Origin of the sequence: Caballeronia sp. LjRoot29 (assembly GCF_964252755.1) — a bacterium.
GTDB lineage: Bacteria > Pseudomonadota > Gammaproteobacteria > Burkholderiales > Burkholderiaceae > Caballeronia.
In genome coordinates, this window is record NZ_CAXUPU020000015.1 from 36,192 (window position 1) to 54,505 (window position 18,314).

15 protein-coding genes and 2 pseudogenes are annotated in these 18,314 nt (G+C 59.7%); 11 read left to right on the top strand and 6 right to left on the bottom strand.

Annotation, left to right across the window (positions count from 1 at the left end; translation table 11 throughout):
• Positions 1 to 389 precede the first annotated feature (389 nt).
• Both ACSQ83_RS17840 and ACSQ83_RS17845 read left to right on the top strand, forming a co-directional pair.
• On the top strand, positions 390 to 626 hold the full coding sequence (locus ACSQ83_RS17840) for a type II toxin-antitoxin system ParD family antitoxin (protein WP_436229048.1): 237 nt from the start codon (positions 390 to 392) through the stop codon (positions 624 to 626).
• Positions 623 to 961 (top strand): type II toxin-antitoxin system RelE/ParE family toxin, encoded by a 339-nt coding sequence (locus ACSQ83_RS17845; protein ID WP_436229049.1) that lies wholly within the window; start codon positions 623 to 625, stop codon positions 959 to 961. Before ACSQ83_RS17840 ends, ACSQ83_RS17845 begins: the two co-directional genes overlap by 4 nt.
• A gap of 296 nt (positions 962 to 1,257) precedes the next feature.
• Here the strand turns inward: ACSQ83_RS17845 and ACSQ83_RS17850 are convergent.
• The 3 genes and pseudogenes from ACSQ83_RS17850 to ACSQ83_RS17860 form a co-directional block, all read right to left on the bottom strand.
• Positions 1,258 to 2,342, bottom strand: a pseudogene (locus ACSQ83_RS17850) (IS630 family transposase).
• Between the two features lie 250 nt (positions 2,343 to 2,592).
• Positions 2,593 to 4,866: a molybdopterin cofactor-binding domain-containing protein gene (locus ACSQ83_RS17855; RefSeq protein ID WP_436229050.1), complete on the bottom strand. Its 2,274-nt coding sequence runs from the start codon at positions 4,864 to 4,866 to the stop codon at positions 2,593 to 2,595.
• Positions 4,863 to 5,339 (bottom strand): (2Fe-2S)-binding protein, encoded by a 477-nt coding sequence (locus tag ACSQ83_RS17860; RefSeq protein ID WP_436229051.1) that lies wholly within the window; start codon positions 5,337 to 5,339, stop codon positions 4,863 to 4,865. Before ACSQ83_RS17860 ends, ACSQ83_RS17855 begins: the two co-directional genes overlap by 4 nt.
• A gap of 115 nt (positions 5,340 to 5,454) precedes the next feature.
• On the opposite strand from ACSQ83_RS17860, the gene ACSQ83_RS17865 reads away from it, so the two are divergent.
• On the top strand, positions 5,455 to 6,348 hold the full coding sequence (locus tag ACSQ83_RS17865; RefSeq protein ID WP_436229052.1) for a LysR family transcriptional regulator: 894 nt from the start codon (positions 5,455 to 5,457) through the stop codon (positions 6,346 to 6,348).
• Here ACSQ83_RS17865 and ACSQ83_RS17870 read toward each other — a convergent pair.
• The gene (locus ACSQ83_RS17870; RefSeq protein WP_436229053.1) at positions 6,317 to 7,231 is read right to left on the bottom strand and encodes a LysR substrate-binding domain-containing protein; all 915 of its coding nucleotides are present in this window, start codon (positions 7,229 to 7,231) and stop codon (positions 6,317 to 6,319) included. The two genes, ACSQ83_RS17865 and ACSQ83_RS17870, sit on opposite strands and share 32 nt — an antisense overlap.
• Positions 7,232 to 7,460: 229 nt before the next feature.
• Here ACSQ83_RS17870 and ACSQ83_RS17875 point away from each other — a divergent pair, with 229 nt between their 5' ends.
• From ACSQ83_RS17875 to ACSQ83_RS17910, 8 genes are all read left to right on the top strand, one after another.
• Complete coding sequence (locus ACSQ83_RS17875) at positions 7,461 to 8,381, top strand: amidohydrolase family protein (RefSeq protein ID WP_436229125.1); 921 nt, start codon at positions 7,461 to 7,463, stop codon at positions 8,379 to 8,381.
• Positions 8,378 to 9,283 carry an amidohydrolase family protein gene (locus ACSQ83_RS17880; protein ID WP_062173372.1) on the top strand — a complete coding sequence of 302 codons (906 nt, stop codon included), beginning with the start codon at positions 8,378 to 8,380 and terminating at the stop codon, positions 9,281 to 9,283. Before ACSQ83_RS17875 ends, ACSQ83_RS17880 begins: the two co-directional genes overlap by 4 nt.
• An 87-nt stretch (positions 9,284 to 9,370) precedes the next feature.
• Positions 9,371 to 10,777: a UbiD family decarboxylase gene (locus tag ACSQ83_RS17885; protein ID WP_436229054.1), complete on the top strand. Its 1,407-nt coding sequence runs from the start codon at positions 9,371 to 9,373 to the stop codon at positions 10,775 to 10,777.
• A complete protein-coding gene (locus ACSQ83_RS17890; RefSeq protein ID WP_436229055.1) occupies positions 10,774 to 11,370 on the top strand; it encodes a UbiX family flavin prenyltransferase in 597 nt (198 codons plus the stop codon). The genes ACSQ83_RS17885 and ACSQ83_RS17890 overlap by 4 nt, the downstream gene beginning before the upstream one ends.
• A gap of 58 nt (positions 11,371 to 11,428) precedes the next feature.
• The gene (locus ACSQ83_RS17895) at positions 11,429 to 12,502 is read left to right on the top strand and encodes a CobW family GTP-binding protein (RefSeq protein ID WP_436229056.1); all 1,074 of its coding nucleotides are present in this window, start codon (positions 11,429 to 11,431) and stop codon (positions 12,500 to 12,502) included.
• A 121-nt stretch (positions 12,503 to 12,623) separates the two neighbouring features.
• On the top strand, positions 12,624 to 13,961 hold the full coding sequence (locus ACSQ83_RS17900) for a nucleobase:cation symporter-2 family protein (RefSeq protein WP_436229057.1): 1,338 nt from the start codon (positions 12,624 to 12,626) through the stop codon (positions 13,959 to 13,961).
• A 68-nt stretch (positions 13,962 to 14,029) separates the two neighbouring features.
• Complete coding sequence (locus ACSQ83_RS17905; protein WP_436229058.1) at positions 14,030 to 15,412, top strand: amidohydrolase family protein; 1,383 nt, start codon at positions 14,030 to 14,032, stop codon at positions 15,410 to 15,412.
• 252 nt (positions 15,413 to 15,664) lie between these two features.
• Positions 15,665 to 16,396 carry a maleate cis-trans isomerase family protein gene (locus ACSQ83_RS17910; protein ID WP_436229059.1) on the top strand — a complete coding sequence of 244 codons (732 nt, stop codon included), beginning with the start codon at positions 15,665 to 15,667 and terminating at the stop codon, positions 16,394 to 16,396.
• 359 nt (positions 16,397 to 16,755) lie between these two features.
• On the opposite strand, the gene ACSQ83_RS17915 is transcribed toward ACSQ83_RS17910, so the two are convergent.
• Both ACSQ83_RS17915 and ACSQ83_RS17920 read right to left on the bottom strand, forming a co-directional pair.
• Complete coding sequence (locus ACSQ83_RS17915; protein WP_436229060.1) at positions 16,756 to 17,418, bottom strand: IS6 family transposase; 663 nt, start codon at positions 17,416 to 17,418, stop codon at positions 16,756 to 16,758.
• Positions 17,419 to 17,575: 157 nt separating this feature from the next.
• A pseudogene (locus ACSQ83_RS17920) lies at positions 17,576 to 18,011 on the bottom strand (alkene reductase); the annotation flags it as partial.
• Positions 18,012 to 18,314: the final 303 nt, after the last annotated feature.

Consider the following 18,314-nt stretch of genomic DNA (forward strand, 5'->3'; position numbering starts at 1 on the left):
CAGCGCACCCGACGATCGATCGGCGCTTCCGGATGCCGCCATCGCTGCCGAAACCTAGGCGAAATGAATCAGCGCTCCGGCCACGTCCGAGACGCGAGCTAAAGAAAGCTGCTCGCGCGGTCAGATAATCCGCTGTAGCTGGCCGTCAGCCACTTCGCGAAGCGTTAACCAAGTTGTGGCGTGCGACGGATCTTGAGTGCGCGATGCACATTGTGCGAATATAAATAAAAGGATGTTTGTACTATAACCTTATGTCAAATGAATACGTTATGAATTGACCAAGCGTACGGTCGAACACCGCGCGCACGGTCGCATTGTTCGTCTGTATCAGCCGCTCATAACACCGCATCGCTTTGGCAAAATTTGCCAAAGCGTGCTAGAGTTGTTTTATGACGACTATGAACATTTCCCTACCGAATTCGCTGAAGGTCTACGTCGACGAACAGGTTGGCGAGGGCGGGTACGGCACGAGTAGCGAATACGTCCGCGAACTGATCCGAAAAGACCAAGATCGCAAGCGTCTGCGCGCAATAATCCTGCAGGGCGCAACGTCCGGCCTCGCCGCCCCTGTTGACGCCGACTACTTCGAATCGCTGCGCGCTCGCGTACGTACTTCTCGCAAATGAGGGCTAAGCCCGTCATACCGACAAGGCTAGCCAGGCAGGACGTCGAGGACGAGGTGACGCACTACCTCGTAGACGAAGGCTCGGAGCGGGCTGCGCTCGGATTCATCGCGGAGATCGAGCAGGCTTACGAGCGTCTCTCCAAGCACCCGAACATCGGGTCTCCCCGTTACGCGTACGAGCTGGGTATCCCAGACCTGCGGTCGTGGCCACTGGATCGGTATCCGCACCTAATCTTCTATATTGAGCGCGATGCTCATGTGGAAGTCTGGCGCGTGCTCAACGGCAAGCGTGATATTCCGGCTTGGCTGGAGAGCAACGACGATGAGACTCATTGACAGCCTCTGCACGACACCAGGTCCGTGAGGAGCATTCACGCACTTCCCCCTTTTGCCGCCCCATCGTGCACGGACATTGCATCTAACCAGCAGCCCTCCCCGCCATGCGCAGACTGACACCTCGCACCTTGGAGGCACCATATGTCCGAATTTGTGCAGCGGCCCACTGCACAAATTGATAACCCGCTCGCCTTAATACGCATAGGAATGCGAACTAAATTTCGATCATTCCTTTTATGTCAAATATTTTAGGTTTCCTAAATTAACAGCGATGGAGTTGGAACAATTATGTCAGCCTAGTGTCCTGAGTTAGAGATTCGAAGACAAAATCGTTCGATGCTTGCCATGATGTCGTCAGCGGATTTTGTCCAGATGAAGGGCTGTGGCTTAGCGTTGTAGATGTCGAGATAGTGGCGAATCGCGTCTTCCAACTGGCGTGTTGAACGATGGGTTCCGCGCCGGATTTGTTTTTCAGTCAGCGTGGCGAACCAGCGCTCCACCTGGTTAAGCCAAGAAGCGGATGTTGGAGTGAAATGGATATGGAAGCGTGGATGACGAGCAAACCAGGCGCGCACGGTCGGTGTCTTGTGAGTCCATAGTTGTCCATCACCAGATGCACGTCCAATTGAGGGGGAACGTTGGCTTCGATCGTACGCAGGAACTTCAGGAACTCAGTGCCGCGATGGCGTCGATGCAATTGGCCGATGACTTCTCCAGTAGCGATATCCAGGGCCGCGAACAGCGTCGTCGTGCCATGACGTTCGTAATCGTGCGTACGCCGCTCGGCTATGCCGGGGGCCAACGGCAGAATTGGTCGAGTGCGGTCCAGTGCTTGAATCTGGCTCTTCTCGTCCACACACAACACCATGGCCTTGGTCGGCGGATCGAGATATAAACCGACGATGTCACGCGTCTTGGCAACGAACTGCGGATCGGTCGACAGCTTGAAGGTTTCCTGACGATGAGGCTGCAGACCAAACGCGCGCCAGATCCGACTCACCGCCGTCTGCGACAGACCACTTTCGCGCGCCATGGTGCGCGTGCTCCAATGTGTCGCTTTGGTCGGTTGTTCTTCCAGCGTCTTGGCAATAAGTGCATCGACCCGAGCATCATCAATGGTGCGTGGCGCGCCTGGCCGGGGTGCGTCGAGCAATCCATCGAGTCGCTGCTTGAGAAAGCGCGCACGCCATTTCGTTACCGTTTGCGGCGTGACACCAAGCGTGTCGGCTACGACTTTGTTGCTGATGCCGCTGGCGCAGTTCAAAACGATGCGCGAGCGCAGGGCGAGCGCCTGAGCTGTCTTGCGCCGACGCGACCAGGCCTGCAACTGCTCACGTTCCGATTCACTCAACACCAACTCCGCTTTCGGTCGACCTCTCATCGCGCCTCCGTCGTATCGAATCAACTATACGACGGACAACGCGGCGATCGAAAAATTCCATGAATTTATAACTCAGGACACTAGGGTGTCTGGCGTTGCGCGCGTTATAGCCATCGCGTTTGCCGAAAACCCGCGCACTTACGATCTTGGTGCGCCAACGCGATTTATTTTCGAGCAGGATTGTCGCAAACAACACATGTTTACAACGCTTTCCACCGGAGCTGCCTCATCGTCCGCAAAGGGTCAACGATCATGAAGTTTTTTGGCCAGCGCGCTTTATTAGCGTGTCGAACGGTGTGGACCGCTTGCGTTCTCCGGTCAGACGATAAATGGCATTGGCAACAGCCGGTGTCACTGCCGGGCTCGATAGCTCGCCTACGCCCCCCGGTTTGGTGAGGTCTCCCTGCACGATCTCGATATCGACGGCGGGCATGTCGCTCATTCGCGCCACCCGATACGTATCGAAGTTGCGTTGCATGACGCGGCCGTCGCGGATGTTGATCTGGTCGAAGAGCGCGTGTCCGAGGCCCCACATCAGGCCACCATAGAGTTGCTCCTCCACGCCACCGGGAGACACCGCCAGACCGCAATCCGCCACGCAAGTGAGCTTCTCTATGACGATCGCTCCATCCTTCTTCGCGACACGGGCGACGACCGCGACATAACTGCCATACGCCTGATTGGTCGCAATGCCCAGCGCCACGCCTGCGGGCAGCGGCTCATGCCATCCCGCGCGCTGCGCGGCTCGTTTCACGACCGCCGCATGGCGCGGCTCATCATGCATGTTCGCCAGCCGGAACTGCAACGGGTCGCGGTTGCCGAGGTGCGCCGCTTCATCGATGATCGACTCGACCGCGAATACATTGGAGATGTAGCTGACCGCTCGATACCAACCCGTCGGGACTCCCGTTTCATGGCGCACCCAGCCAAGGTCCAGGTGCGGCGCACGGTACGTGAACTCGCGCGCGTTAATGGCTTCGGTCGTGCTGTAGTCCATACGATCAGCGCGATCGAAATAACCCGGCTCCCATTGCTCCGGCGAAGCCGGCGAGACGGCACGCAGTTGCAACGCAGCCAGGCGGCCGTGCTCGTCAAGCGCCGCTTTCGCGCGATGGTACGTCGCTGCGTGATGAAACAGCGCGCCCATCTCGGTCTCGCGACTGTTCATCAGCTTGACCGGTTTGCCGGTCTTTATCGCGAGATACGTGGCCTCGAACAGCCAGTATTTCGATTCACGCGCACCGAAGCTACCGCCTGATACGAGCTCGTGCACCGTGACCTGATCTCCCTTGAATCCGCCGATCACTTCAGCGGCCTTCTGTGCCGTGGAAGGGACCTGGATACCGCCCCAGTAGGCTATTGCGTCCTTGCGTGCCCATACAGTGACGTTGACGGGCTCCATAGGGTTCTGGGCTTTGTACGGCATCGAATACGACGCTTCTATCACGCGCGCCGGATGCGTCCATGCAGCCTTCGCATCGCCGGATTGAATGGTCGGCACGACATGCGCCGCCGGGCTGTCGAGCCACGCGGCCTGATGGCCTGCGAGCGCGTCGCTGTCGAAGCTTTCGAAGAGGCTGTCGTCCCACTCGATCCGCAATGCCGCCTGTCCTTGATGCGCCGACCAGTAGTCATCCGCAAGAATCGCAACACCTGCCTGATTGCCGCCCAGCACGTCTGGACGCCCCGGAATCTCGATCACGCTGCGCACCCCCGGCAGTTTGAGTGCTTTGGACGAATCGACACTGCGCACGCGCGCGTCTATCACCCGCGCGCGCGTGATCACGGCGACCAGCATGCCCGGCAGATCCACGTCGATGCTGTATTGAAACGTCCCCGCGACCTTCTGCGCCGCCCCGCGCTTCTTCTGCAGCTTGCCGATGTACTTGAACTGCGCGGGGTCCTTTAGCACGACATCCTTCGGCGCAGGAACGCGTGCGGCAGCTTCAGCTAGGGATCCGTAGTTCGCCCGCCGGCCGCTCGCTGCGTGTTCCACATAACCCTTTGCAGTCGAGCACGATGCAACCTGCACATTCCACCAGTTCGCGGCTGCAGCCACAAGCATTGCTCTTGCGGTCGCGCCTGCCAGTCGAAGACGATCGTATTCAAGTGAAACGCTGGTGCTGCCGCCCGTTGAGAACACCTTCCACAGTGGATGAATGTAGACCATGTAGAACGGATTCTCGGGTGTGATCACGTCGACCGTGAACGGGTCGACGTCCAGTTCTTCCGCCACGATCGCTGCCAGCGCGGTCCGCGTTCCGGTGCCCGAGTCGTGTTTGTGAACCACGAGCTTAATCGTGTCGTCGGGCAACACGCGGACCCATGCGTTGGGCTCAAATTCGTTGGTCGCGCTCGTTGACGCAGCGGCACCCGATGCTTCGCCCGCCCGCGCGTCAGGCAAACGAAAACCGACGGCAACCCCTGTGGCGAGCAACGCCGAACCCTGCTTTAGGAAGCGTCGGCGAGAGACCTCACGAGATTCCACCGGCGCCACCGCCGGTTTGCTTGCGTCGCGCATCATGCCTCCTTCTTTGACGACAAGAGTTCGGGAGCGGCCCGTTTGATCGCCCTTCGAATGCGCGCATAAGTGCCGCAGCGGCACACGTTGCCTGACATCGCCCCGGTGATGGTTTCGTCGTTGACCTCAGGTTTACCGTTGAGGAATGCTGCCGCCGCCATCAACTGACCGGGCTGGCAATAACCGCATTGCGGCACGTCCTCTTCAATCCATGCACGCTGCAACGGATGCTCGCCGGTCTTCGACAAACCTTCTATAGTCGTAATGCGATGCCCCGCTACCGCACCCACCGGCAGCACACACGAGCGCATCGCATTACCGTCGAGGTGCACGGTGCATGCGCCGCAAAATCCACCGCCACAACCGAACTTCGTACCGGTGAGTTTCAGGCGGTCGCGCAACACCCACAACAGCGGCATGTCTTCCGGTACATTGTCGAGCGTATGCCGCTCGTCATTGACGATGATCTCGATCATGAGTGTCTCCCTTCGCTTGTCGCTTGTTGTCCAGCCGTAGTGCCGATTATTGAAAGCCGTTAAATCCCGCGCCAGCGACAATTTCTTCCAACGGCCGTCAGTCAGACTAACAGGCATGTTCAAACGCTACCCTTCCATCCAGTCGATGCAGTCCTTCCTCAGCGCGGCACGCGGCGGCAGCTTTTCGAGTGCAGCAAGGCAGCTGGACCTTACGCATAGCGCGATCAGCCAGCAAATCCGGACGCTGGAGGAATTTGTCGGGCAGCCGTTGTTCGAGCGAAAGAGCGGGCGCGTCATGCTCAATGACGCGGGCGTGCTGTTCGCCAACCTGCTTGGCGACGGCTTCGAGCAGATCGACCGCGCGCTGTCCTCTGTGCAAGAGCGGCTGGTCACACACTCTCTTACGCTCGATGTAGATCCAGAGTTGTCACAACGCTGGCTTAGCTCGCGCCTTCCCGCATTGATCGAGGCGTTGGACGGACGTGCGCTGACTGTGCTGTCCACGCCTCGCCACGAGCGCACAGCGTTCGAACGCGTCGATTTAGCGTTGCGATACGGCTACGGCGAATGGGAGGGCTGTGAAAACAGGCTGGTGTGCAGTGACCGGCTGACGGTGATGGCCTCACCAGCCCTGGTGAAAAAATTCGGCTTGAGTTTGCCGCTCGCGCCCGAAGCGGTGCTCGATTTGCCGCTGCTCGGTTACACGAAGCGATCATGGATTCCCTGGCTCGAAGCGGCCGGCCTGGCGGCGCTCGAACCGTCGAACGCGCTCGCCGTGTTCGACAACGCGGCGAGCCTGATTGAAGCCATGACAGCCGGCGTAGGCGCCGGCCTTGCACGGGGTTTGCTCGCGACGGATGCGCTACGTGCGGGGCACCTCGTGGCGCTGACCGAGGTCGCCATTCCAACCCACTACAACTTGTACGCGGTGTGGCCGCAAGGCAAACGCGAGAGAGTGGCGGACGTTGTGGAGACACTTAAGGCGCTGGTGGCGCAGAGCCTTGAGTGAAAGGTGCTTCAGCGCACTGGCGAACGGTCTCGAGAAACAGCCGTAGCACCGGCGACGTGTCGCCGGTCCGGAAGCGCGCATAGAGCGACACCTCCGGCGGTTGTCCGCTCAACGGCTTGAAGACGACACCGCCGGTCGTCAACTGCTGCGACGAGGACGGCACAAGTGCCACGCCAAGCCCTTGCCTTACGAGGCACAACAACGTCTGCACTTCGACCACCTCCTGCTCGATCTTCGGCGTAAACCCGGCTTCAATGCAACGGTCCCGTAAGAACCTCGCAAGCTTCGAGTGCGTCAGGCCAAACGACACGAAGCGCTCCGCGTGCAACTCCTTCAACGCGATCTCCTGTCTCTGTGCAAACCGGTGTCCCGGCGGCAGCACGGCCATGGCACATTCCCTGACGACCACCTCGCTCTGGATCTCGGGGTCGTCATGGGTCATACGAAAGAAACATACGTCCAGGCGGTGCTCCTTCAGCGCTTGTATCTGCGCGGCGGGCGTCATTTCGTGCAGCGTCCAGCGTACGGCGGGATAACGCTCGTCGAAAGCGCGCAGCGCAAGCGGAATGGCGTCGACCATGGCCGAACTGATGATGCCTATCTCGAGGTTCCCTACCTCCCCTCGCCCCGCGCACCGGGCCAGATCGATCGCCCGTTCGAACTGCGCGAACACCAGGGGCACTTGTTCCTTCAGTGTTTTCCCTGCCTCCGTGAGATCGACACGATGTTGCGAGCGCGTGAAAAGAGCCGTGCCCAGCTCTTCTTCAAGCAGCTTGATCTGCTGGCTCAAAGGGGGCTGGGAAATGTGCAGGCGCGCGGCTGCGCGGCCGAAATGCAACTCGTCGGCAAGCACCGCGAAGTAACGCAACAGCCGGATGTCCATATCGCCTACGTATCAAGAGTCACGTTAAAAAATATTGTACAGAGCGCTTTTGTTTGAAGAGACTACGAATCAAGCAGCAGTGCACATCAGTGTGACACTCGATGCCGGCGAGGGGAAAGCGCTAAAAAATAGTGCTTTGACAAGGGCCGCAATGCACATCCGCAGATGCGCCTGCCAGCGATCCGGCAACTGGTTAATGCCAGTTCCTCTGTTATGGGAGATCGAGTACATGATCATCGACACAAGCTGTTACCCGACCAACCTGGTCGACCTCGCCTGGCGCCACGACGGCGAACCGTTCACGGGCGAACGCCTCCTCAAGACGCTCGACGGGCCGTACATCATCAACGGCAAACCGCGCCGCATCGACAAGGCTTTTATCCAGCCGCCCCAGGGCAACACCATCTATACGTGGACCGACGGCGAGCGCTCAGGCCGCGAGTCGATCGACGACTACATGGCCTACACCGTCGAGCTGACACAACGTTACCCCGACCGCCTGATCGGTTGCTTTGTCTACAACCCGCGCTGCGGTCCGGAGAACGGGGCCAAGGCGATTGAGTTCTACGCGAAGGAACACGGTTTCAAGATGGTTCAGTTGCAGGCCAACATGCACGCTTACCGGCCGGACCGCGCACTCGACTGGTTGAGACCTGCACTGCGCAAATGCGCGGAGCTGGGGCTCATCGTCAAGCTTCATACCGGCGATGGTCCATACAGCATTCCGACCGAGTGGTATCCGCTGATCCGGGAATTTCCATCGGTGAATTTCATCATGGCGCACTTCGGCGTGCAGACCGGTGGCGTGTATTGCTTCGAGCCGTTCCAGATGGCCATGGATACCCCCAACGTCTATTGCGAATCGAGCTGGTGCCTGCAATCGCGCATTGTCGAATTTGCGAAGGTGCTGCCCACGCACAAGATCCTGTACGGCTCCGACACGCCGCCGAACGAACCGGGCATGTGGCTGCGCCTGCTCGAAGTCCTGTGCCACGAGCCGCCGCAAGGTCTGAATCTCGATGAGGACACGCTCGAGGATTATCTCGGCAACAACCTCGCGCGAATGATCGGCCTCGAACCGAGTCCGCCGCCGCGCAGTGTGGAGCAAGCACACGATTATCTGAACCAGTTTGCCGGAGTCCGCGCATGATCATCGATACCCATCTGCACCCGACCAATCTCGTCGACGAAGCCTGGCGCCATACCGGCGAGCCGTTCACCGGCGAGCGCCTGCTCAAGATGATGGACGGCCCGTACATGATCAACGGCAAACCCCGCCGTATCGACATGGGGTTCATCCAGCCGCCGCCCGGCAACACGGGTTATCGCGACGGTAACCGGCGTGGCCGCGAAGGCATTCGCGACTACATGGCGTATATCGCCGAACTGACGCAGAAATACCCCGACAGGTTTATCGGCAACTTCACCTACAACCCGCGCTGGGGCCCGGAAAACGGCGCGGCCGAACTCGAGTTCCATGTGAAGGAGTACGGCTTCAAGATGCTGAAGCTACACGCCAACATGCATGGCTACCGGCCCGACCGGGCGCTTGACTGGTTGCGTCCAGCCATGAAGAAATGCGCGGAACTGGGCGTGGTCGTGTTGATTCATACCGGCGACGGACCGTACACCATCCCGACGCAGTTCTATCCGATCATCCGCGAATTTCCGATGGTGAATTTCATCATCGGCCACTTCGGGATTCAGACCGGCGGCAACTATTCATTCGAATCCTTCTGGATGGCGATGGACACGCCGAACGTGTATTGCGAGTCGGGCTGGTGTTATCAGTCGCGCATTGTTGAGTTCGCGAAAGAGTTGCCGCGCAACAAGATCGTGTTCGGCACGGACTCGCCACCGAACGAGCCGGGCATGTGGTTGCGTGAACTGGAGATGCTGTGCTCGCCGGCGCCGCAAGGCATGGATCTGGACGAAGACGGACTCGAAGACTACATGGGTAACAACATCGCGAGGCTGGTCGGCATCGAGCCGAGCAAACCGCCGAAAGATCTGGCCGAGGCTGAGAAGCGCCTCAAGGCGAGCTATGTGTAGTTGATGAAAGACCGCGGGCGCCGTATCCGTATCCGAGTCCGCGCCCGCGGTCGTCTCACCTCGTTTATCCACACGCCGGAGCCCATCATGGCCGATGCACGCTTGCACGAACTCGCGGGGACGCAGGACTTTCACGCGTTCGTGTCTACCTATCGCGACCTCTTTCCCGATGACATGCTGACGATCAGGCACCCGTTGTCCGCCGATCAGGATGTGACTGCGCTGGTCGCGGAACTGGCGGCGCGAGGCCGGCATGAGATGCTGGTCTGCGAGCAGGTCGATGGTCTGGACACACCGCTCGTCACTAACGTCTTTGCATCCCGCAGTCGCATTGCGCGGCTGTTCGGTGTCGAACCGCCGCACTTGTTTGAAGCCTATCAAAGCCGTGCGAATGCGCCGCTTGCGCCGCGTTTCGTAGCGAACGGTCCAGTTCTCGATCAGGTCACCGAAGGCGATGCAGTCAACCTCGATCACCTGCCAATGATCCGGCATTTCGATACCGACCGCGGCCCGTACATTACCAACGCGGTGATCGTCGCCGAAGATCCGGTGACGGGCATCGCCAACCTCAGCTACCACCGTTCCATGCGCCACGAGCGCAATGCACTCGCCACCAGCCTGCACTCACGCGGCCACCTCTGGCGGATGCTGCAAAGCGCGCAGCAACGCGGCGACGTGCTTCGCGTTGCAATGGTGATCGGTGCTCATCCACTGTTCATGCTGGCCGCCTCCGCGCGGGTACCGTTCGGGACGGATGAGCGTTCGATAGCCGGTGGCCTGTTCAATGCGCCGCTCGAACTCGTGCGCACGCCGCGTTACGGCATCGGTGTACCGGCCGCTGCGGAGTTCGTGCTCGAAGGCACGATCGATCCGGCCGAGCACGCCGAAGAAGGTCCGTTCGGGGAGTTCTCCGGTTATTCGTCGGACCGCTCGACCAACAATGTGCTTCGCGTCGACACCATGATGCGCCGTCGCGATGCATGGCTCGTCGACGTGGTCGGCGGTCCGTATGCCGAGCACCTGACGCTCGCGCGTTTGCCGCGCGAGGCGGAAATGAGCGAGAAGTTGAAGGCGCGTTTTCCCTCCGTGACAGCACTTCATTACCCGAACTCCGGCACGCACTTCCATTGCTATGTCGCACTGAACCAGTCACGCGACGGTGAAGCGCGCCAGATCATGCTCGCATTGCTCGGCTGGGACCCTTATCTGAAGAGCGTCATCGCGGTGGACAGCGACATCGACATCAGCGACGACTCGCAAGTGTTATGGGCGCTCGCCACGCATTTCCAGCCGCATCGCGACCTGTTCGTGATCGACGGCTTGCCGGGCAGTCCGCTCGATCCTTCGTCGTCGGCTTCGGGCACGACTTCGCGCATGGGCATTGATGCGACTCGCGGGTCCACGTTCGATGGCATTCGCGCACGCATCGGCGAACGTGCGATCGAGCATGCGCGTTCATTGCTTGCTGGTCTCGAGCGCCGAGTGCCGGCATGACGATCGATAAAAACCGCCGCATGGTGGTCGGCATCAGCGGTGCATCGGGATTCATCTACGGCGTGCGCTTGCTTGAACTGCTGCGAGGACTGGATGTGGAAACGCACCTGATCATCTCGCGGGCGGCCCTTCTTACGATGACGCACGAGACCCATTACAAACTCGCCGACGTCAGCGCGCTCGCTGCCACGACACATCGGTGCGACGACCTCGCAGCCGGCATCGCAAGCGGCTCATTCCGCACGATGGGGATGATTGTCGCGCCCTGCTCGATGAAGACACTCGCCGAAATTGCTAACGGCATGTCGCTCGGGCTGATTTCAAGGGCAGCCGACGTAACGCTGAAAGAACGCCGGCCGCTTGTCCTGCTCGCGCGCGAGACACCGCTCACGCTGGCGCATCTGCGTAACATGACCGCCGTGACCGAGATGGGCGCCATCGTGGCGCCGCCCGTTCTCGCGTTCTATACCCGGCCGCAATCGCTCGAACAAGTGATAGATCACACGCTCGGCCGTGTGCTCGACTTGTTCGGACTCGAGACAGGCACCGTTACGCGGTGGCGGGAAACCGTCGAAGAACCGCTTACTGCGTGAAGTTCGCATGAAGCTGGGCCACGCATCAGCAGTCAGTATGACCACCAGGAGACGATCGATGAACATCATCCACATGACCCATCATGAAGCCGAGAAAATTCCAGTCACCATTTTGGCCGGCTTCCTTGGCGCGGGCAAAACAACGCTGCTGAACTACATCCTGCGCGAAAACCACGGCCGCAAGATTGCCGTGATCGAAAACGAGTTCGGCGAAATAGGTATCGACGGCGGTCTCGTGCTTGAATCGACCGAAGAAATCTACGAGATGACGAACGGCTGTGTCTGCTGTGTCGGCGCGGTGCGCGAGGATCTGGTGCGCATCGTCCGCACACTGATCGACAGGCCCGAGCGGCTCGATCACATCATTGTGGAGACGAGCGGTCTTGCCGATCCGTATCCGGTCGCGCAAACCTTCTTCCTCAACGATCCAATCGCTAAACAGGTCACACTCGACGCAGTCGTGACGATGGTTGACGCGAAGCATATAGCGGCACATCTGGACGACATCCTCCTCGACGGTTCTGACAATCAGGCAGTAGACCAGATCGTATGCGCGGATCGCATTGTGATCAACAAGGTAGACCTCGTGAGCGAGCACGAAGTGGCCACCCTGACCACACGGATTCGCGCATTGAACGCCACCGCCGACATTGTCCCGTCGAGCTACGCACTGATCGACCTGGGAAAGATCCTTGGCGTCGGCGCCTCCGAGTTCTCACAGCAGCTGGTCGAAACGGGCGGACTTTCCGGGCATGAGCATGAGGATCACGATCACCACGAACACGCAAATGAGCACGAACGCGAACACGAACACGAACACGACGCCAGTGTCTCGTCGGTAGGTATCGAGGTATCCGCCGAGGTCGACCTCGACGCATTGCAGGACTGGCTCGCCCAACTACGCGTATCGGATGCGAGCAAGCTTTTTCGCATGAAGGGCATTCTTGCCGTGCAAGGGCAACCCTGCCGCTACGTGCTGCAAGGCGTGCACAACGTGATCGAGCTGCGCGCGGCGCAGGCTTGGGGTTGCGAGCCTCGGACTAGCCGCATTGTTTTTATCGGCCGCGATCTCGATCGTGCCGAGCTGACCGACCGCTTCCATGCCTGTCTCGGCGCACCTATAACGGCCTGACGGGTTGAACAGCCGGCCCGCGGATGAATCGTGGCGCGACTGCTGCCAAAACGACGCGTGCAAACGCGCACTTGTGCCGCGGACCGCGGGCTGGTCAATAACGAAATTCAGGAGACATTCGATGAACACCGCCCCACACCCTGTCGATCAGCGCCTGCCGAAGCGCCAGGTAATTACGCTCGGACTGCAGCACATGCTGGTTGCTTATATCGGCGCGATTGCCGTGCCGCTCATCGTCGCGTCGGCGCTCAAGATGTCGTCCGCCGACACGACCATCCTGATCAGCACCGCGCTTTTTTGCTCGGGTATCTCGACCCTGCTTCAGACCATTGGCTTCTGGAAATTCGGCGTGCGCTTGCCGATCCTGCAAGGCGTTGCGTTCAGCAGTGTCGGACCGGTGATCGCCATTGGCTCGAATCCGAATGTCGGCTTCGCGGGCGTGTGCGGCGCCGTGATCGGGGCGGGTTTGTTCACGCTGTTCGCCTCCCCCCTGATCGGCCGGCTGCGACGCTTCTTTCCTCCAGTTGTGACCGGTTGCATCGTGACAGTGATCGGCTTGCAGTTGTTTCCGGTGGCTTACGAGTGGGCAGCGGGCGGACGGCAGAACCCCCAATTCGGCGCATCGCCATTCCTGCTGGTCGCGCTGTTCGTCGCCCTCGTGATACTCGCGGTCAATCGCTTCGGCTCGCCGTTCCTGCGCAACCTGTCAGTGTTGATCGGGCTCATTGCCGGCGGGATTGTCGCGTGTCTGCTCGGAATGGGGAATTACAGCGGTGTCAGGAGCGCGCCGTGGTTCACCATCCCTTATCCGTTCCACTTCGGCACACCGGTATTCGCCGTCGTGCCGGTACTGACCATGATCGTTGTCATGGTGGTGCAGATGGTCGAGTCAATGGGACTCTTCATCGCGATCGGCGGGATTGTCGACAAGCAGGTCACCGAGGAAGACGTCGTGCGCGGCCTGCGCGCTAACGGGCTTGCCAGCGCCATTGCAGGCATGTTCGCGGCGTTTCCGTTTATCGCGTTCATGGAGAACGTCGGGCTCGTGATCCTCACGGGCGTGCGAAGCCGCTGGGTGGTTGCCACCAGCGGAGCGCTGATGTGCATCGTGGCCCTGGTGCCGAAGATTGGCGCGGTCGTCGCAGCAACGCCTGCCGCCGCGCTCGGCGGAGCGGGGATCGCCATGTTCGGCGTGGTCGTGGCAGCGGGCGTGCAGACGCTCTCGAAGGTCGACTTCGAAAGCAATCGATACAACGTGCTGATCGTGGGCTTCACGATCGCGACAGCGCTGATTCCCGTAATGGCACCCGAGGTATTCAAGCAGATGCCCGAGTGGACCCAGCCGTTCCTGCATAGCGGCGTCGTGCTCGCCTGTCTCGTCTCCGTGGCGCTCAATGCAGTGCTTAACGGCGCGCACGACGAGGTCGTGGCCGAGACACATCAACTGGTCCGGGAATAAGTCAAATCGAATCGTGCGGCGGCCGTCTATGCGCCGCTGCAGGAAATGCGTTGCAAGGAGAAACAAACGTGAGCACCCAAAGCGAAGCCCTGTTGATCAAGAATCCGATTGCTGTCATGAGCGGCCTGCGCGGCGAACGCGCCCGGCTCGGTCAAGTCGACGTGCGCGTCCGCGCGGGACGGATCGAGGAAATCGGTCCGCAACTCGTGGCGAGAGAAAATGAAAGAGCCATCGACGCCAGTTCCTGCGTCGTCTATCCGGGGTGGGTCAACACGCATCATCACCTGTTCCAGAACTTGCTGAAGGCGGTCCCCGCCGGTATAAACGCCGATCTTCAGGAATGGCTGGCTGCGGTGCCGTACCCTCGGCTCGCGCGCTTTACACCGGACCTCGCTCGCATCGCCGCCCGGCTGGGGCTGGCGGAACTCCTGCTTTCGGGTGTGACCACCTGCGCCGATCATCATTATCTTTACCACGCAAAAGGCACGACAGAAACCGGCGACCTTCTGTTCGAGGAAGCGGCTGCATTCGGCATGCGTTTCGTGCTGTGCCGCGGTGGAGCACTTCAGGCGGCGGGGGACCATCCGGGGTTTGCGAACAGCGTGTTGCAGCCTGAGTCACTTGACCAGATGCTCGGCGACATCGAGCGCCTGAAGTCCCGCTATCACGATGCCCGCCCCGACTCCATGCGCCGGGTCGTGGTCGCGCCCACCACGCCGACCTTTTCGTTGCCGCCCGCACTGTTGTCGGAAATCGCACGCGCAGCGCGCAGCATGGGCTTGCGTCTGCATACGCATCTGTCCGAGACGCGTCGCTACGTCGACTTCTGCCGGGAGAAATTCGACATGCTGCCCGTTGAGTTTGTCGCCGAGCATGAATGGCTTGGCCCAGATGTATGGTTCGCCCATTTGGTTCATCTGGAACCCGGCGAGATCGCCATGCTCGCGGAAACGAGGTCCGGTTGCTCGCATTGCCCGGTCAGCAATGCGCGGCTTGGCAGCGGTATTGCGCTCGCGCCGCAGATGGCGGCAGCAGGCGTGCCCATGTCACTGGGCGTGGACGGCGTGGCCTCGAACGAGTCGGGGAGCATGACCAACGAAGTGCATTTTGCGTGGCTGTTGCATCGCGCGTCGCAGGGGGCTTCTGCTACAACCGTCGAAGAAACGATTCATTGGGGGACTGCTGGCGGCGCAAGCGTCCTCGGTCTTGACGCGGTAGGCACGCTCGAAGTCGGCAATGCGGCCGACTTGGTGCTGTACGATGTCGACGCACTGCGTTTCAATGGTTTCCACGATATGGCGATCGCACCGGTTGCGGCGGGCGAACCAACAACCGTTCGATACAGCGTCGTGGGCGGCCGTGTTGTCGTCGACGACGGTGAGATCCCCGGTATGGATCTCGGAGAGCTTCGGCGGGACGCACGGAAAGCGGTGCAGCTCTTGCTTGTCTGAACCGGGTATTGACTCGGCACGTGGTGCGAGCGTTCGAAATGCAGTCGACCTCGCTCACGTTCGCGTCGCCCGTCGGTCTTCGGTCGCAACCACCGACGTGATTTAGCTCGGCAATTGAGAGGAGTAAGCGTCGAAGGCGGCTGCCAATAAATCTCAACCAAAGGAAGATGCTTTCTGCAGGTTTCGAGCGGCAGACAATGCGAGGTTTACGTCCAAAGGTTCGTCGACGTCTGTTTTCCATTCGAGATCCCAATGACAAAGAATCGCACTTTGCTTGGCATGTTGACCCCGTCGTCCAACACATGGCTCGAACCGCTGACAAGCGCGATGCTTGCAAGCTTGCCGGATGTTACGGCTCACTTCGCGCGCTTCCCCGTCTCAGAGATTTCGCTTAGCGATCAATCCCTCGGACAGTTCGACGAGTCGGCGATCACTCATGCTGCGCAGATGCTAGCTGACGCGAGAGTCGACGTCATTGCGTGGAACGGTACATCCGCAGGATGGCTCGGCTTTGAAACCGACGAGCGCCTGTGTCGTCGGATTACCGAGATTACTGGTATTCCAGCAACCACATCGGTGCTGGCACTCAACGAGATCTTGAGGAAGACCAATGTACGCGAACTCGGTCTGGTGACGCCGTATGTCGATAGCGTACAAAAGAAAATCATCGACAACTATCATCGTACCGGCGTGACCTTTCTGAATGAGCGGCATCTGAATCTGCAGGTAAACTTCTCCTTTGCCGAAGTCCCGGTCGACACGATTCGCACAATGGTCCGCGAAGTCGCGACGTCGCGGCCCGGCGCGATTTCAATATTCTGCACCAACCTGAACGCCGTTCGCATCGTATCCGAACTTGAACAGGAAATCGGGATTCCTGTCTACGACACGATCGCGACCGCCGTGTGGAAGTCCTTGCAGCTCGCCGGCTATGACACGTCCCGCTTGGCAAGCTGGGGGCGTTTGTTCAGCGAAGTTGTTTAAGGGCGGTTAACCCCACCAACACGCCTGATGAATTTTCTGAAAAGGATCCACCTACCTGCGCACCGTCAATATCCTTTCTCACATGGGCAGGTTGCCCGCTTTAGATCAACGAGCAATGCTGAATCTGTCGTGACCCGTCGTTCTTCAAAGCGTCAAATTGGCGCCGCTGTACCGCCTCCCTTACGGACAACATAATCGGAGTTAAATTGGCCGCTTGGCGAGGAATCGCTGCATGCGCGGACTGGTGGAACAGGCTGCAGCGCCGTTCGTTCTGAAATGGTTGATATGCGCGGTGAACTCGCCGGGTTCTGTCGCAATAAGGATGGAGGGGCAAGCAAAGGCGATATGATATGCAGTGCTTATTTGGCCAACGAGTAAAGCTGCTCGGCAGCAGTTTGGCCAGAGCCTGTCATCTGGCCCTTCTTAATCATATGCATGAGTTCGATGCCGCCCAGCAGAATGCGTGCACACCGGAATGTCTTGAAGCCGAGCATGGAGCGAGTGCGCCGTTTGATTGCCCGGTGATCCTGTTCGATAATGTTATTCAAATACTTGTTCTGGCGGATCTTGATCGGCGTGCCGCGCTGGGCGTTCAGCGCTTCAAGCGCGGCCAGGTTTGAGCCACTTTTATCGATCGTTATCGTCTCAGGTTCGCCGTTCTGATCAATCGATTTCTCAAAGTAACGCTGTGCTGCAGCCTTGTCGCGATGGGCTCGTAGCAGGAAATCAACCGTGTGACCCGCCTTGTCTACTGCTCGATACAGATACTTCCACGCTCCCTTGACCTTGATGTACGTCTCATCAACGCGCCAGCTCTTGCCCACCGGGCGCTTGCGGCGACCGAACGCTTTTCCAAGCACTGGCAGCAATTTGATTGCCCAACGATGCACCGTCGAATGGTCGACCTCGATGCCTCGCTCACCCATCATCTCTTCCAGGTTTCGTACACTCAGTCCGTAGGCAACATACCAGCGCACACACATCAGCATCACATCAAACGGATAATGAAAGCGTTTAAACACGTGCGATTAGGCTGGCGTCAGGCTCTGTTTCATCGGGGCAAAGACTTCGTTTTGGCGCCGAACATAATACCGCACCGCCTTATTGCGACAGAACCAGGCGTGATGCAGGGCGCGAGGACGCCTTCGCCGCGCTCGTTCTCGATGAACGCCTCCGCTTTCGGCTCGACCGCGGACGGAGCAACGGGCAGCATTTTATCGGGCTGCAAGGAGGGATGCGATATGCGTCCGACGTGCCATAGCTGCATGAACATCAACCCGCCCGCCTCGTGCACGGTGTCCGCCACGAGCCGCCAGCCCTGGACCTGCTCGCGGCTATGAATCCCAGGCGTCCATGCGTAGCCCTGCCCTTGCATCGACACCTGCGTCGCCTCGCTGATGATGAGCGCGGCCGCTGCGCGCTGCGCGTAATAGCAGGCGTTGAGCTGGGACGGTATGTTGCCTGGCTGGCTCGCGCGCGAACGCGTCAGCGGCGCCATTACGACACGATGACGCAGGTTGTACGATCCCACCTTTACGGGTTCGAACAGCTTGCGCGGTGGAATTTGCTCGTCGTGCTGCCCGGCCTCCCCCGGCGCTATGTCCGTATCAGGCATAACGTTGCTCCTTGCTTTTTAACTGCGCTCGACAAGTACTGCCAGGGACGCTTCGAAGCGTCGATGTTACAACCTCGACAGCATCCCGCTCCTGGCCCAGTGTAGCCATGAGCCCGTACGCGATTCTTTCCGGTTTCTGCCCAGATGTGTCGCGATCCTGCGCTCACCGGTCCATCGCTTCATCGGGGGCCGTGTCAGCCAGATCCGAACCCCTTCCCGCCCAGCCAGAAGTTCCTGCCGGACGGCAAGACCCAGGACCTCGGTGAGTTCATCAATATCGACATGACGCAGGTGCCCGCCAAG